The 14299-nt window shown below is 68.1% G+C and carries 10 protein-coding genes; 7 read left to right on the top strand and 3 right to left on the bottom strand.

Annotated features, from left to right (window positions below; translation table 11 throughout):
* Positions 1-18: 18 nt before the first annotated feature.
* The 5 genes from Dsi01nite_RS31125 (at position 19) to Dsi01nite_RS31145 (ending at position 4870) form a co-directional block, all read left to right on the top strand.
* The gene (locus tag Dsi01nite_RS31125) at positions 19-630 is read left to right on the top strand and encodes an ANTAR domain-containing response regulator (RefSeq protein ID WP_203849874.1); all 612 of its coding nucleotides are present in this window, start codon (positions 19-21) and stop codon (positions 628-630) included.
* A gap of 171 nt (positions 631-801) precedes the next feature.
* Positions 802-2082, top strand: a complete 1281-nt coding sequence (locus Dsi01nite_RS31130) for a branched-chain amino acid ABC transporter permease (protein ID WP_239136302.1) — start codon at positions 802-804, stop codon at positions 2080-2082.
* Between the two features lie 10 nt (positions 2083-2092).
* A complete protein-coding gene (locus tag Dsi01nite_RS31135) occupies positions 2093-3088 on the top strand; it encodes a branched-chain amino acid ABC transporter permease (protein ID WP_203849876.1) in 996 nt (331 codons plus the stop codon).
* Entirely contained in the window at positions 3078-4076 is a 999-nt protein-coding gene (locus Dsi01nite_RS31140) for an ABC transporter ATP-binding protein (RefSeq protein WP_203849877.1), read from the top strand. Before Dsi01nite_RS31135 ends, Dsi01nite_RS31140 begins: the two co-directional genes overlap by 11 nt.
* Positions 4073-4870: an ABC transporter ATP-binding protein gene (locus tag Dsi01nite_RS31145; RefSeq protein WP_203849878.1), complete on the top strand. Its 798-nt coding sequence runs from the start codon at positions 4073-4075 to the stop codon at positions 4868-4870. The genes Dsi01nite_RS31140 and Dsi01nite_RS31145 overlap by 4 nt, the downstream gene beginning before the upstream one ends.
* 190 nt (positions 4871-5060) lie before the next feature.
* On the opposite strand, the gene Dsi01nite_RS31150 is transcribed toward Dsi01nite_RS31145, so the two are convergent.
* Positions 5061-6317, bottom strand: coding sequence for an ABC transporter substrate-binding protein (locus Dsi01nite_RS31150; RefSeq protein WP_203849879.1), 1257 nt, complete (start codon positions 6315-6317; stop codon positions 5061-5063).
* Between the two features lie 247 nt (positions 6318-6564).
* Here Dsi01nite_RS31150 and polA point away from each other — a divergent pair, with 247 nt between their 5' ends.
* Positions 6565-9267, top strand: coding sequence for a DNA polymerase I (gene polA, locus Dsi01nite_RS31155; protein ID WP_239136303.1), 2703 nt, complete (start codon positions 6565-6567; stop codon positions 9265-9267).
* 94 nt (positions 9268-9361) lie between these two features.
* Here polA and Dsi01nite_RS31160 read toward each other — a convergent pair whose 3' ends face one another.
* On the bottom strand, positions 9362-10171 hold the full coding sequence (locus tag Dsi01nite_RS31160) for a class I SAM-dependent methyltransferase (protein WP_203849881.1): 810 nt from the start codon (positions 10169-10171) through the stop codon (positions 9362-9364).
* Positions 10172-10428: 257 nt separating this feature from the next.
* Here Dsi01nite_RS31160 and rpsA point away from each other — a divergent pair, with 257 nt between their 5' ends.
* Entirely contained in the window at positions 10429-11934 is a 1506-nt protein-coding gene (gene rpsA / locus Dsi01nite_RS31165; protein ID WP_203849882.1) for a 30S ribosomal protein S1, read from the top strand.
* A gap of 180 nt (positions 11935-12114) precedes the next feature.
* On the opposite strand, the gene uvrB is transcribed toward rpsA, so the two are convergent.
* Positions 12115-14268, bottom strand: a complete 2154-nt coding sequence (uvrB, locus tag Dsi01nite_RS31170) for an excinuclease ABC subunit UvrB (protein ID WP_203849883.1) — start codon at positions 14266-14268, stop codon at positions 12115-12117.
* Between the last annotated feature and the right edge of the window lie 31 nt (positions 14269-14299).

Here is a 14299-nt window from a genome sequence, read left to right on the forward strand (position 1 = left end):
TCGGATCGGGAGTTGCGCGTGGCCGAGGCACAGAGCCGCCGGGTGCTCATCGCGGAAGACGAGGCGCTCATCCGCCTCGACCTGCGGGAGATGCTCGTCGAGGAGGGCTACGACGTGGTCGGCGAGGCCGGCGACGGCGAGACCGCCGTCCGTCTCGCTGAGGAGCTCAAGCCCGATCTGGTCATCATGGACATCAAGATGCCGATCATGGACGGGCTGGCCGCGGCGGAGAAGATCGCCGGCGCCCGCCTCGCGCCGGTCGTCATCCTCACCGCGTTCAGCCAGCGGGACCTGGTCGAGCGGGCGCGCGCCGCGGGCGCCATGGCGTATCTGGTGAAGCCCTTCCAGAAGAGCGACCTGGTGCCGGCCGTGGAGATCGCCGTGTCGCGGTTCGCGGAGCTGGCGGTGCTCGAGGAGGAGGTCGCCACGCTGACCGAACGGCTCGAGACCCGCAAGGTCGTCGAGCGGGCCAAGGGGCAGCTGATGGCCACCTACCAGATGAACGAGCCGCAGGCTTTCAAATGGATTCAACGCACCGCGATGGACCACCGAATGACCATGCGGGAAGTGGCCGATCGGATCATCGCGGAAACCGCCGGCGGTAACAGCCCCGTAACCCCGGAGTCCTGACCTTTTACCTGCGCACGGCACGTCTGGGCACGTGACGCTCATGGTCGAATAACGGCTTGGTAACAGCCCGCAATTGGCTTGTGGCGCGGGCTATGATCCGCCAGTCCCGAGGGTCGGGACGGATTGCAGCCATCAGTTATTCGAGGAGCACCATTGCGTAGAGCCGTGATCATGCTCACGGCCTTCCTGGCCTGCCTGATGCTGTCCTTCGGTCTGGGTGCCACAAGCGCGTGGGCCGAAGGGGAAGCACTGCAGGGGACGTTGACGAACAACGGCGCTCCGGTCGCCGGCGTCAAGATCAAAGCGTCAACCCAGGACGGCGCGCCCGCCGGTGAGGACACTTCCGACGAGCAGGGCAAGTGGAGTATTCCGGTAACCGGTCCGGGCACCTACAAGGTGGAACTCGATATCGCATCGCTGCCCGCGGGCGTCGGTGTCACCAACAACCGGCCCACCCTGACCCCGACCGTCGCGGAGGGGCAGGCACGCAACGTGCTGTTCCCGCTCGGCTCGGCCGGCGGCACCACCGGCGACGGCCAGCCGGGGACGAAGGACTCGGGCGGCCCCTCGTCGTTCGACCGCTTCGCCGACCTGCTGTACTCCGGCATTCACTTCTCGCTGATCATCGCGCTCGCGGCGCTCGGCATCTCCCTGATCTTCGGCACCACCGGTCTGACCAACTTCGCCCACGGCGAGATGGTCACCCTGGGCGGCCTGCTCACGTTCCTGTTCAACGTGACGATCGGGATGCCGCTGGTGCTGGCGGGCGTCATCTCGGTGGTGATCGGTGCCGCGCTGGGCTACTTCCAGGACCGTGCGTTCTGGGGCTGGCTGCGCAAGCGCCGCACCAACCTGGTGACCACCATGATCATCTCGATCGGCCTGTCGCTGCTGGTGCGGTACGTCTACCTGTACTTCTTCGGCGGTGAGTCGCGCAACTACGCCGACTACAACGCCCAGGCCGGCGTGCAGTACGGCCCGTTCCTGATCGCGCCGAAGAACCTGATCTGCGACGTCATCGCCCTCGTCGCCCTCGCCGGGGTGTCCTTCGCGCTGGTCGGCACCCGGCTGGGCAAGGCGACCCGCGCGGTCGCCGACAACCCCGCCCTGGCCGCCGCGTCCGGCATCAACGTCGACCGCATCATCCGCCTCGTGTGGACGATCGGCGGCGCCCTCGCCGCGCTCAGCGGCGTCATCCTCGGCACCTTCCAGGGCGTCGGCTTCGGTATGGGCTTCCAGATCCTGCTGCTCATCTTCGCCGCGGTGACCCTCGGCGGCTTCGGCACGGCCTGGGGCGCACTGCTCGGCAGCCTCGTCATCGGGTTGTTCATCCAGATCTCCACGCTGTGGATCCCGACCGAGTTGAAGTCTGTGGGCGCCCTCGCGGTGCTGATCGTGATCCTGCTCTTCCGGCCGCAGGGCATCCTCGGCCGCCGGGCCCGGATCGGCTGAGGGGACGACCATGAACTGGAGCAGTATCTTCAGCGTGTCGCTGGAAGCCATCATCGGTTCCACGACTATTGCCTACGCCCTCGCGGCCATCGGCCTCAACGTCCACTTCGGCTACACTGGCCTGCTCAACTTCGGCCAGTCCGCCTTCCTCGGCGTCGGCGCCTACGGCATCGCCATCACGGTGGCCACCTTCAGCCAGTCGCTGTGGCTCGGCGTCGCCATCGGCCTGGCCGCGGCGGTGATCCTCGCGCTGCTGCTCGGTATCCCGACGCTGCGCCTGCGCGCCGACTACCTGGCCATCGTCACCATCGCCGCGGCCGAGATCATCCGGCTCTTCTACCGCGCCACCGACCTGCGAAAGTGGACCGGTGCCTCGGACGGCCTGCAGAGCTTCTCGCAGGACTTCTACGACCTCAACCCGTTCGCCGGGAGCAAGGGCATCGACCTGGGACTCATCACGTTCACCGACCGTGAGCTGTGGATCCTGGTCGTCGGCTGGACCCTCGTGCTGCTCAGCTGCCTCGTGGTCTACCTGCTCATGAGCAGCCCCTGGGGCCGCGTGCTGAAGGCGATCCGCGAGGACGAGGACGCCGTGCGCAGCCTCGGCAAGAACGTGTTCTCGTACAAGATGCAGTCGCTGGTCCTCGGCGGCGTCATCGGCGCGCTCGGCGGTTTCGTCTTCGCCCTCGACCGGGCGGCGGTCCAGCCGGACACGTACGGCACGGAGTTCACCTTCTTCGCGTACACCATCGTGATCCTCGGCGGTGCGGCCCGGGTCTTCGGCCCGGTCGTCGGCTCGATGATCTTCTGGGTGCTGCTGGTCTTCATCGACTCCACGCTCAGCGAGGCGTCCAACAACAAGGTCTTCCCGGAGTGGTTCATGACCACCTCGCAGGCCGGTTCGGTCCGGTACATCCTGGTCGGTCTCGGCCTCATCCTGCTGCTGATCTACCGGCCGCAGGGCATCTTCGGCGACAAGAGGGAGGTCATGCTCGATGGACGCTGATCGCGCTGCTCGTTCGAGAGCCGTTGAGGCGCTCGCGGGCCTGCCCTGCGAGCCGGGGGTTCCCAAGCCGGACCCGATCCTGATCGCCGACAACGTGGTGCGCCGCTTCGGCGGCCTCACCGCGGTCGACGTCAAGCACGTCGAGGTCCAGCGCGGCTCGATCACGGCGCTCATCGGCCCCAACGGGGCCGGCAAGACGACGTTCTTCAACCTGCTCACCGGCTTCGACGCGCCCGACGAGGGTTCGTGGACGTTCAACGGCAGGTCCCTGTCGGGGGTCGCGGCCCACAAGGTCGCCCGGGCCGGCATGGTCCGCACCTTCCAGCTCACGAAGGCCCTGTCCAAGCTCAAGGTCATCGACAACATGCGGCTCGGTGCCACCGGGCAGCGCGGCGAGACCTTCTGGCGGGCGCTGCTGCCCGGCACCTGGAAGCAGCAGGAAGCCGAGGTCACGGCCCGCGCCGAGGATCTGCTCACCCGGTTCAAGCTCATCGCCAAGAAGGACGACTTCGCCGGCAGCCTCTCCGGCGGCCAGCGCAAGCTCCTGGAGATGGCCCGGGCCCTGATGGTCCAGCCGGAGATGGTCATGCTCGACGAGCCGATGGCCGGGGTCAACCCGGCGCTGACGCAGTCGCTGCTCGGCCACGTCAAGCAGCTGCGCGAGGACGGCATGACCGTGCTGTTCGTCGAGCACGACATGGACATGGTCCACGACATCAGCGACTGGATCATCGTCATGGGGCAGGGCGGCGTCATCGCCGAGGGCACCCCGGACAAGGTCATGGCCGACCCGCGGGTGATCGACGCCTACCTCGGCGCGCACCACGACGGCGCGGTCAAGACCGTCGGCGGCGAGGAGGTGGACGCCGGTGACCTCGAGGAGAGCGGCGGCGTGACCCTCATCGGCGCCGTCGACGAGCTGTCGCAGGACGACGTGCCGTCGCCTCCGGTTTCCGGCGACGATGACTTCAGGAAGGAGCCGGCATGACCGATCCGATCGAGGACGACGCCCCGGCCAGCAACGAGATCGTCGACCGTGGCGACCACCTGGCGCACGCCGACGGGGCGGTTCTGCGGGCCGACGACGTCGTCGCGGGCTACCTGCCCGGCGTCAACATCCTCAACGGCGCCGACCTGTACGTGCACGACGGCGAGCTCGTGGGCATCATCGGCCCCAACGGCGCCGGCAAGTCGACCCTCCTGAAAGCCATGTTCGGCCTGGTCAACATCCGCTCGGGTCAGGTGACCCTGCGCGGGGAGAACATCACCAACCTCAAGGCGCACGCGCTGGTGGAGCGGGGCATCGGCTTCGTGCCCCAGAACAACAACGTGTTCGCGGCGCTGACCATCGAAGAGAACCTGCAGATGGGCACGTTCCTGAAGCCGAAGCGCTACAAGGAGCGCTTCGACTTCGTGACCCAGCTGTTCCCGACCCTGGCCGAGCGGCGCAAGCAGCGGGCCGGGCTCATGTCCGGCGGTGAGCGGCAGATGGTCGCCATGGCCCGGGCGCTCATGATGGAGCCGACCGTGCTGCTGCTCGACGAGCCCTCAGCGGGTCTGTCGCCGGCGCTGCAGGACGAGGTGTTCTTCCGGACCAAGCAGATCAACTCGACCGGTGTGACGGTCGTGATGGTCGAGCAGAACGCCCGCCGGTGCCTGCAGATCTGCGACCGGGGTTATGTGCTCGATCAGGGCCGCAACGCCTACACCGCGTCGGGTCAGGACCTCATCAACGACCCGCGGGTGATCGAGTTGTATCTGGGCACGCTCGCCCGCGCCTGAACCATCGTTTTTGTCGGACGAAATCCCGCGTTCCCCGTTCGGGGGACGCGGGATTTTCGTTGCGGTGCACCGGCGCTGCTTCGCCGGGCATTGTGATAATCGTGGCCCCCATACAAGCGGTGTTATGGCATTGGTGACATGGAAAAGGGCCCCACCGCCGTGGCGGTGGGGCCCTTGTTCGCTATTCAGATCAGATCTTGCCGTTCTGGTACTTCACGTCCGACGTGAGCTTGTTGTTCTCGTCGTAGGTGTAGACACCGATGGTGGCCTCGGCCGGGTCACCGGCGTCGTTGAAGGAGATCGGGCCGCTCAGGCCGTCGTAGTCGATGTCCTTCTTGGCCTTGAGCAGGTCGGCGCAGGACTTGAAGTCCGTGCACTTCTCGCCGCCCTTGGAAACGGTGCCCAGGTGCTTCGCGATCTCGCCCGGGTTGTCGCTGCCGGCCTCGATGGCCGCGAGGGCCGCGAGGATGGTGGCGTCGTAGGACTCGACGGCGTAGTTCCAGTCCTTCAGGTCCTTGTTGATCTCAAGGGCCTTCTTCTTGAAGTCGTCCTTGGTCGCGGCGCCGGGCTGGGTGCCCTTGAAGCCCTTCAGCGTGCCGGGAGCGAAGTCCTTCGAGTAGTCGGCGATGTTGCCGTCCACGAAGTACCACTTCTTGGTCTTGAGGCCGGCCTCGATCAGCTTGGGGACGATCTTCTTGGTCTCGTCGAAGCCGATGATGGCGATGGCGTCCGGGTTGGCCGCCTTGATCTTCGCGACGTCGGCCGAGAAGTCCGCGGCCTTCGGGTCGTAGGTCACCGACACGGCGACCTTGCCGCCGCCGCTCTCGATCTCCGCCTTGGCGTTCTCGGCGAGGCCGGTGCCGTAGGAGTCGTTGAGGACCAGCATGCCGGTGGTCTGGTTGCCGTCGGCGACGATCAGGTCACCGAGGACGCGGCCCTGCAGCGTGTCCGGCGGGGCGGTCCGGAAGTAGAGGCCCTTGTCGTTGTAGGTGGTCAGCGCCGTCGACGTGTTGGCCGGCGAGATCTGGACCACGCCCGCGCCGGTGATCTTGTCGATCACGGACAGCGAGACGGACGACGAGGCAGCGCCGATGATGACATCGGTCTTGTCCGTGAGCAGCTTGTTCACCGACTGGGTGGCGATGTCCGTGGAGGTGTCGCCCGAGTCCATGTGCTGGATCGTGACGGGCTTGCCCAGCACGCCACCGTTGGCGTTGATCTCCTTGATCGCGACGTCGACGCCCGCGAACTCCGGGGGGCCGAGGAAGGCCAGCGAACCGGTCTGCGGCAGGATCGTGCCGATCTTCAGAACGCCGTCGCCGGGGGTGGCGCCACCGGTGGTCGCGCTCGTGCTCGGGCTATCTGCATCGTCACCACATGCACTGAGTGCCAGGACGGCAGCGCTCAGCACGGCGACCGAGCGCCATGCGAGGTTGGGGCGGATCATCACCTGTCTCCTTTTTACAGCGCGGTAGGCGTGGTTGCGCCTAGATGCCAAGACGCTGATGAAGCCAGAACCTAATGAAACTCCTGGGCTGGCACTAGGCCTTCGGGGCAACACGCCCTAGGAAGTTGCGCAGTCGTAATCTTCCTGTTCGCAACCGTCGCGGGAATCGCTTTGTCGCGTCACTGCGTGCGGGTCCCGTGCGGGCCACTGCCGGGAAGTGTCATACCCCCGGACTAGGCTCGCGGGTGTGACGGGTTCAACAGACACCAGGCTCCTGCTGCTCGACGGGCACTCCCTCGCCTACCGGGCGTTCTTCGCCCTGCCCGCGGAGAACTTCTCGACCAAGACGGGGCAGGTGACCAACGCCGTCTTCGGCTTCACGTCGATGTTGATCAACATGTTGCGGGACGAGAAGCCCACGCATGTGGCGGTCGCCTTCGATGTGTCGCGTCAGACCTTCCGCCTGGAGAAGTATGCGGAATACAAGGCCAACCGGTCCACGACCCGGCCCGAGTTCGCCGGCCAGGTCGACCTGATCAAGGAGGTCCTCAACGCGCTGCGGATCCCCTTCATCGAGAAGCCGGGCTACGAGGCCGACGACGTCATCGCGACGCTCGCCCGTGAGGCCGCCGCGGAGGGCATCCACACCTCGATCATCACCGGCGACCGCGACGCCTTCCAGCTGGTCACCGACCTGGTGACGGTGCTCTACCTCAAGCGCGGCGTCTCGGAGATGGACCGCATGACGCCCGCCAAGGTCGAGGAGCGCTATGGCATCCCGCCGTCGCTCTACCGGGCGAAGGCCGCGCTCGTCGGCGAGGACAGCGACAACCTCTCCGGTGTGCCCGGCGTCGGCGACAAGACCGCCGCCAAGTGGATCGTGCAGTTCGGCGACCTCGACGGGATCATCGCGCGGGTCGACGAGATCAAGGGCAAGGCCGGCGAGAGCGTGCGGGCCCACCTCGCCGACGTCATGCGCAACTACGACCTCAACGGCCTCGTCGACGACCTGGAGCTGCCGATCACCCCGGACGAGCTGCAGTGGCGCGGCTGGGACCGGGAAGCGGTCCACCAGGTCTTCGACGCCCTGGAGTTCCGGATCCTGCGCGACCGGCTCTACCAGTATCTCGACGCGGTCGAGCCGGAGGCCGAGAGCGGCTTCGACCTGGCCGGCAGCGTGCTGCGCTCCGGTGAGGGCGACGGCGTCGGCGGCTGGCTCGCCGAGCACGCGCCGGCCGGCACCCGGGTCGGTGTCGCCGTGGCCGGCAAGTTCGGCCGCGGCACCGGCGATGTCACCGGTGTCGGCCTCGCGGTCGCCGGTGGCCCGGCCGCCTGGTTCGACCCGACCGAGCTCGACGCGGCCGACGACGCAGCCGTGGGGCAGTGGCTCGCCGCCGAGGACCGGATCAAGATCCTGCACGACGTGAAGCCGGCCCGGCTCGCGTTCGGCGTCCGGGGCTGGGACCTGCGGGGCGTCGCCAGCGACACCGCCATCGAGGCATATCTGGCCCGCCCCGATCAGCGCTCCTATGAGCTGACCGACCTGGCCCTGCGGTATCTCAAGCGTGAGCTGCGGGTCGACACCCCGGACAACGGCCAGCTGGCGCTGGACGGCCTGGGCGGCAACACCGGGGAGGCGGAGGAGAACCTCATGCTCCGCGCCCGCGCCACGCTCGACCTGGCCGAGGCGATCGCCGAGGAGCTGCGCCGCGACGGCGACTCCTCCGCCCGGCTGCTCGCCGAGGTCGAGCTGCCCCTGGTCACGGTCCTCGCCGGGATGGAGCGGGTCGGCATCGCCGCCGACACCGACTACCTCAGCGAGCTGGAGTCGAGGTTCGCCAGCGACGTCAAGTCCGCCGCGCAGGGCGCCTACGAGGTGATCGGCCGGGAGTTCAACCTCGGCTCGCCCAAGCAGCTGCAGGAGATCCTGTTCACCGAGCTCGGCCTGCCGAAGACCAAGCGCATCAAGACCGGCTACACCACCGACGCCGAGGCGCTGACGAGCCTGCACAAGGAGACCGAGCACCCGCTGCTGGGGCATCTGCTGCGGCACCGCGACGTGGCCAAGCTCAAGACCACCGTCGACGGGCTGCTGAAGTCGATCAGCGACGACGGCCGCATCCACACCACCTATTACCAGACCGTCGCGGCCACCGGCCGGCTGTCCAGCACCGACCCCAACCTGCAGAACATCCCGATCCGCACCGAGGAGGGCCGGCGCATCCGCCGCGCGTTCGTCGTCGGCGACGGCTTCGAGACCCTGCTCACCGCCGACTACAGCCAGATCGAGATGCGGATCATGGCCCACCTGTCGAAGGACGCGGCGCTGATCGAGGCGTTCAACTCCGGCTTCGACTTCCACGCCGCGACCGCGTCCTCGGTCTTCTCGATCCCCGCCGCCGAGGTCGTCCCGGACCAGCGTCGCAAGATCAAGGCGATGAACTACGGCCTCGCCTACGGCCTGTCCTCCTACGGCCTGGGCAGCCAGCTCGGCATCACCCCGGCCGAGGCCACGGTCCTCATGGAGGAGTATTTCGCCACGTTCGGCGGGGTCCGCGACTACCTGCGCCAGATCGTGGTGCAGGCCCGCCGCGACGGCTACACCGAGACGGTGCTCGGTCGCCGCCGCTACCTGCCGGACCTCAACAGCGACAACCGGCAGCGGCGCGAGATGGCCGAGCGGATGGCGCTCAACGCGCCGATCCAGGGCTCCGCGGCCGACATCATCAAGGTCGCCATGCTGCACGTCGACGAGGCGCTGCGCGCCGCCGGCCTGCGCTCGCGCATGCTGCTGCAGGTCCACGACGAGCTGGTCTTCGAGGTCGCCCCCGGCGAGCGCGAGGCGGTCGAGGCGCTGGTGCGCGAGCAGATGGGCGCGGCGTATCCGCTCGACGTGCCGCTCGGCGTCTCGGTCGGCTCGGGCCGCGACTGGAACGCCGCCGACCACTGACCCGCTGTCCGCCGCGGCCGCCGATTTCGGGCGGCCGCGGCGAGCGGGTGCGGCGCGGGCCGGGCCGTCTGGGCCGGTCTGGCCGGTCGGGCCGTCAGGTTGGCTTGGTGGCGACGAAGATCGCCGTGCCGGGGAAGATCCGGCCGCGCAGCGGGCTCCACTGGCCCCATGTGCCCTTGTGGTCGTCGGGCCACTCCGGCTCGACGAGGTCGTCGAGGATGAAGCCGGCCGAGACGAGCTCGCGGATGCGGTCGCCGAGCGTGCGGTGCTGCTCCACGTAGGTCGGGACGCGAGCCTCGTCCTGCTCGACGTAGGCGCGGCGGTCGAAGTAGGAGTGCACGGCGACCAGGCCGCCCTCACCCGGGTCGTCGAGGAACACCCAGCGCATCGGATGGGTGATCGAGAACGCCCAGCGGCCGCCGGGGCGAAGGACGCGGAACACCTCGCGCATGACCCGGCCCGAGTCGGCGACGAACGGGACCGCCCCGAAAGCGGTGCACACGACGTCGAATACGCCGTCGGCGAACGGCAGGGCGGTCGCGTCGGCCTGCAGGAGCGGCACACGTACACCCGATCGGGTGGACCCGGCGCCCGCGTGACGGAGCATCCCGGCGGACAGGTCGCTGGCCACGACCCTCGCACCCTGCGTGCGCAGCCACCGGGAGCATGACGCGGCGCCGCAGCCGATCTCCAGGACATCCTTGCCGGCGACGGCACCGAGGAGGCGCGCGTCGGCCTCGCGCAGGCCCTCCGGACACCAGACGAAGTCGACGTCACCGAGGAACGCACCGTGTTCTGCCTGGTAGGCGTCGGCGTCAGCGTCCCACCAGCCCCGGCTCGCGCGGCGGCTCTCGGCTGGGTTCACTGCGCGTCGTGTGACGCCTGCGTCTGGTGACGTTTCCATGGACTGCAACGGTAGGCCCCGGCAAAGTCGGCGGATCGGGTCTGGGGGAGGGTTGGACCATGTGGTATTGCGCAGGGTAGGCTGATCGGTGCACTCGTGGGTTGTGCGCCTCGGCATGGAGCAGGCTCACGGTCGTCCGACACATCCTGAGCTTCCAATGCACTGATCCTGCACTGCGACAGGCAAGTTGTGCCCGACGATGATCCGCGGGAGCACAGGTCCACCGAAGTCACCCACCGACCGGAGCAACAACCCACATGACGAGCAGCATCGAGGCCACCTCGAGCGCCAGCAGCAACAAGGTCGTCGACGAACTCGCGTCTGATGAGGCGTTCCTCGCCGCGATCGACGAGACCATCAAGTACTTCAACGACGGCGACATCGTCGAAGGCACCGTCGTCAAGGTCGACCGGGACGAGGTCCTGCTCGACATCGGCTACAAGACCGAGGGTGTCATCCCCTCGCGCGAGTTGTCGATCAAGCATGATGTCGACCCTGCTGAGGTCGTGTCGGTCGGTGACCACATCGAGGCCCTGGTCCTTCAGAAGGAGGACAAGGAAGGGCGCCTGATCCTCTCGAAGAAGCGCGCGCAGTACGAGCGGGCGTGGGGCACGATCGAGAAGATCAAGGAAGACGACGGCATCGTCCGTGGCTCCGTCATCGAAGTGGTCAAGGGTGGTCTCATCCTCGACATCGGGCTCCGTGGCTTCCTGCCGGCGTCCCTGGTCGAGATGCGTCGGGTCCGCGACCTGCAGCCGTATGTCGGCCGCGAGCTCGAGGCGAAGATCATCGAGCTGGACAAGAACCGCAACAACGTGGTCCTGTCCCGCCGGGCCTACCTCGAGCAGACCCAGTCCGAGGTGCGCACCGAGTTCCTGCACAAGCTGCAGAAGGGCCAGGTCCGCAAGGGCGTCGTGTCCTCGATCGTCAACTTCGGTGCGTTCGTCGACCTCGGTGGCGTCGACGGCCTGGTGCACGTGTCCGAGCTGTCCTGGAAGCACATCGACCACCCCTCCGAGGTCGTCGAGGTCGGCCAGGAGGTCGAGGTCGAGGTGCTCGACGTCGACCTGGACCGTGAGCGCGTCTCCCTGTCGCTGAAGGCGACCCAGGAAGACCCGTGGCGCCAGTTCGCCCGCACGCACGCGATCCAGCAGATCGTCCCCGGCAAGGTCACCAAGCTCGTCCCGTTCGGTGCGTTCGTCCGCGTCGACGACGGCATCGAGGGCCTGGTGCACATCTCCGAGCTGGCCGAGCGCCACGTGGAGATCCCGGAGCAGGTCGTGCAGGTCGGCTCCGACGTCATGGTCAAGGTCATCGACATCGACCTCGAGCGTCGCCGGATCTCGCTGTCGCTCAAGCAGGCCAACGAGGGCTTCGTCGAGGGCGAGGAGCACTTCGACCCGACCCTCTACGGCATGTCGGCGACCTACGACGAGCAGGGCAACTACATCTACCCGGAGGGCTTCGACCCGGAGACCGCCGAGTGGATGGCGGGCTTCGAGAAGCAGCGCGAGGCGTGGGAGCAGCAGTACGCTGAGGCCCGCCAGCGCTGGGAGGCCCACACCAAGCAGGTGCAGACGGCCCGCCAGGCCGACGCCGCCGAGCCGGCCGCCGCAGCCGCGGCTGGTGGCTCGACGAGCAGCGGTCCGGTGACCTCGTCGACGCCGACCGCGGCCCGCGCCCCGGAGGAGCCGGCAGGCACCCTCGCGACGGACGAGGCCCTGGCCGCCCTGCGCGAGAAGCTGGCCGGCGGCAAGAGCTGACGGCTCGCACCGCGTAGGTCACAGCACGCAAGAAAGGCCCCGCAGCCGGTTCCGGCTGCGGGGCTTTTCGCTGTTGCTGTGGCTGGGCTGCGGGGCTTTTCGCTGTTGCTGTGGCTGGGCTGCGGGGCTTTTCGCTGTTGCCGCAGTCGGCGCTGTGCACCGCGCTTACTTGACGCCGGCTTACTTGACGCCGGCGACGTCCATGGCGCGGAGCTCCTTCTTCAGGTCGGAGACCTCGTCACGCAGCCGCGCGGCGAGCTCGAACTGCAGCTCGCGGGCGGCGCCGAGCATCTGGTCGCTGAGGTCCTGGATCAGCGTGGCGAGCTCGGCCCTGGCCATGCCCGCGCGGGCCGGGGTGGCGGCGCCGGCAGAGCCCTTGGTGCCGCCGCCCTTCTGCCGGGCGCGGGTGTTCTCGGGGGACTTGCCGCGACTCATCTGCCGGCCGCCGCCGACCGTGATGGCGCCACCGGGGCCGTGGCCGGCGACGGCGCCGGCGGTGTCCTCGGCCTCGCGGTAGATGTCGTCGAGGATGTCGCCGAGCTTCTTGCGCAGCGGCTGCGGGTCGATGCCCCTCGCGGTGTTGTACGCGATCTGCTTGTCCCGCCGACGGTTCGTCTCGTCGATGGCGAGGGCCATCGACGGGGTCATCTTGTCGGCATACATGTGGACCTGGCCGGAGACGTTTCGCGCGGCGCGGCCGATGGTCTGGATCAGGCTGGTGCCGGAGCGCAGGAAGCCCTCCTTGTCGGCGTCGAGGATCGCGACGAGGCTCACCTCGGGCAGGTCCAGGCCTTCGCGCAGCAGGTTGATGCCGACGAGGACGTCGAACTCGCCGCGCCGCAGCTCGCGCAGCAGCTCGACCCGGCGCAGCGTGTCGACCTCGGAGTGCAGGTAGCGCACGCGGATGCCGTGCTCCAGCAGATAGTCGGTGAGGTCCTCGGCCATCTTCTTGGTCAGGGTCGTCACCAGGACCCGCTCGTCGAGCTCGACCCGCTGGTTGATCTCGTGCATGAGGTCGTCGATCTGGCCCTTGGTCGGCTTGAGGACGACCTGCGGGTCGATGAGGCCGGTCGGGCGGATGACCTGCTCGACGAACTCGCCCTGGGTGCGGCCCAGCTCCCACGGTCCCGGGGTCGCCGACAGGTAGACGGTCTGACCGACCCGCTCCTCGAACTCGTCGAAGCGCAGCGGCCGGTTGTCCTGGGCGCTGGGCAGCCGGAACCCGTGCTCGACCAGCGTCCGCTTCCGGGAGGCGTCGCCCTCATACATGCCGCCGATCTGCGGGACCGTGGCGTGCGACTCGTCGATGACGGTGAGGAAGTCGTCGGGGAAGTAGTCGAGCAGGCAGTGCGGCGGGCTGCCCGCCTCGCGGCCGTCGATGTGCCGGGAGTAGTTCTCGATGCCGTTGCAGAAGCCGACCTGGCGCATCATCTCGATGTCATAGGTGGTGCGCATCCGCAGCCGCTGCGCCTCCAGGAGCTTGCCCTCTCGGTCGAGCTCGGCGAGCCGCTCCTCCAGCTCGACCTCGATCTGGGAGATCGCCCGCTCCATGCGCTCGGGACCGCCGCCGTAGTGCGTCGCCGGGAAGATCATCAACTGGTCGACCTGACGGATCTCGTCGCCGGTCAGCGGGTGCAGGTAGGACAGTCGCTCGATCTCGTCACCGAAATACTCGATCCGGATCGCGAGCTCCTCGTAGGCCGGGATGATCTCGAGGGTGTCGCCGCGGACCCGGAACGTGCCCCGGTTGAACGCGAGGTCGTTGCGCGTGTACTGGATGTCGACCAGCCGCCGCAGCAGCTTGTCCCGATCCAGCTCCTCGCCGACGGTCACCTTGGCGGCCCGGTCCAGGTATTCCTCGGGCGTGCCCAGACCGTAGATCGCGGACACGGTCGCGACCACGATGACGTCGCGGCGGGTCAGCAGGCTCATCGTCGCGGAGTGCCGCAGCCGCTCGACCTCCTCGTTGACCGACGAGTCCTTCTCGATGTAGGTGTCGGTCTGCGGGATGTAGGCCTCGGGCTGGTAGTAGTCGTAGTAGCTGACGAAGTATTCGACCGCGTTGTTGGGCATGAGGTCGCGGAACTCCTTGGCCAGCTGCGCGGCCAGGGTCTTGTTGTGCGCGAGCACCAGCGTCGGGCGCTGGAGCCGCTCGACGAGCCACGCGGTCGTCGCGCTCTTGCCGGTGCCGGTCGCGCCGAGCAGCACCGTGTGCCGGTCGCCGGCCCGCACGCGCCGTGCCAGCTGCTCGATGGCGGCGGGCTGGTCACCGGACGGGACGTATTCGCTGACCACCTCGAAGCGGTTGTCCAAGCGGGGGATGTCGAGCGCCATGACCCAACCGTACGCGGAGGGTATGACAACT

The organism is Dactylosporangium siamense, assembly GCF_016862795.1.
GTDB classification, from domain to species: Bacteria; Actinomycetota; Actinomycetes; order Mycobacteriales; family Micromonosporaceae; genus Dactylosporangium; species Dactylosporangium siamense.

Bases quoted from the DNA above. Each gene is read 5' to 3' on its own strand.
- Dsi01nite_RS31130 (WP_239136302.1), top strand. From the start codon at position 802: ATGCTCACGGCCTTCCTGGCCTGCCTGATGCTGTCCTTCGGTCTGGGT.
- Dsi01nite_RS31135 (WP_203849876.1), top strand. From the start codon at position 2,093: ATGAACTGGAGCAGTATCTTCAGCGTGTCGCTGGAAGCCATCATCGGT.
- Dsi01nite_RS31140 (WP_203849877.1), top strand. From the start codon at position 3,078: ATGGACGCTGATCGCGCTGCTCGTTCGAGAGCCGTTGAGGCGCTCGCG.
- Dsi01nite_RS31145 (WP_203849878.1), top strand. From the start codon at position 4,073: ATGACCGATCCGATCGAGGACGACGCCCCGGCCAGCAACGAGATCGTC.
- Dsi01nite_RS31150 (WP_203849879.1), bottom strand. From the start codon at position 6,317: ATGATCCGCCCCAACCTCGCATGGCGCTCGGTCGCCGTGCTGAGCGCT.
- Dsi01nite_RS31160 (WP_203849881.1), bottom strand. From the start codon at position 10,171: ATGGAAACGTCACCAGACGCAGGCGTCACACGACGCGCAGTGAACCCA.
- rpsA (WP_203849882.1), top strand. From the start codon at position 10,429: ATGACGAGCAGCATCGAGGCCACCTCGAGCGCCAGCAGCAACAAGGTC.
- uvrB (WP_203849883.1), bottom strand. From the start codon at position 14,268: ATGGCGCTCGACATCCCCCGCTTGGACAACCGCTTCGAGGTGGTCAGC.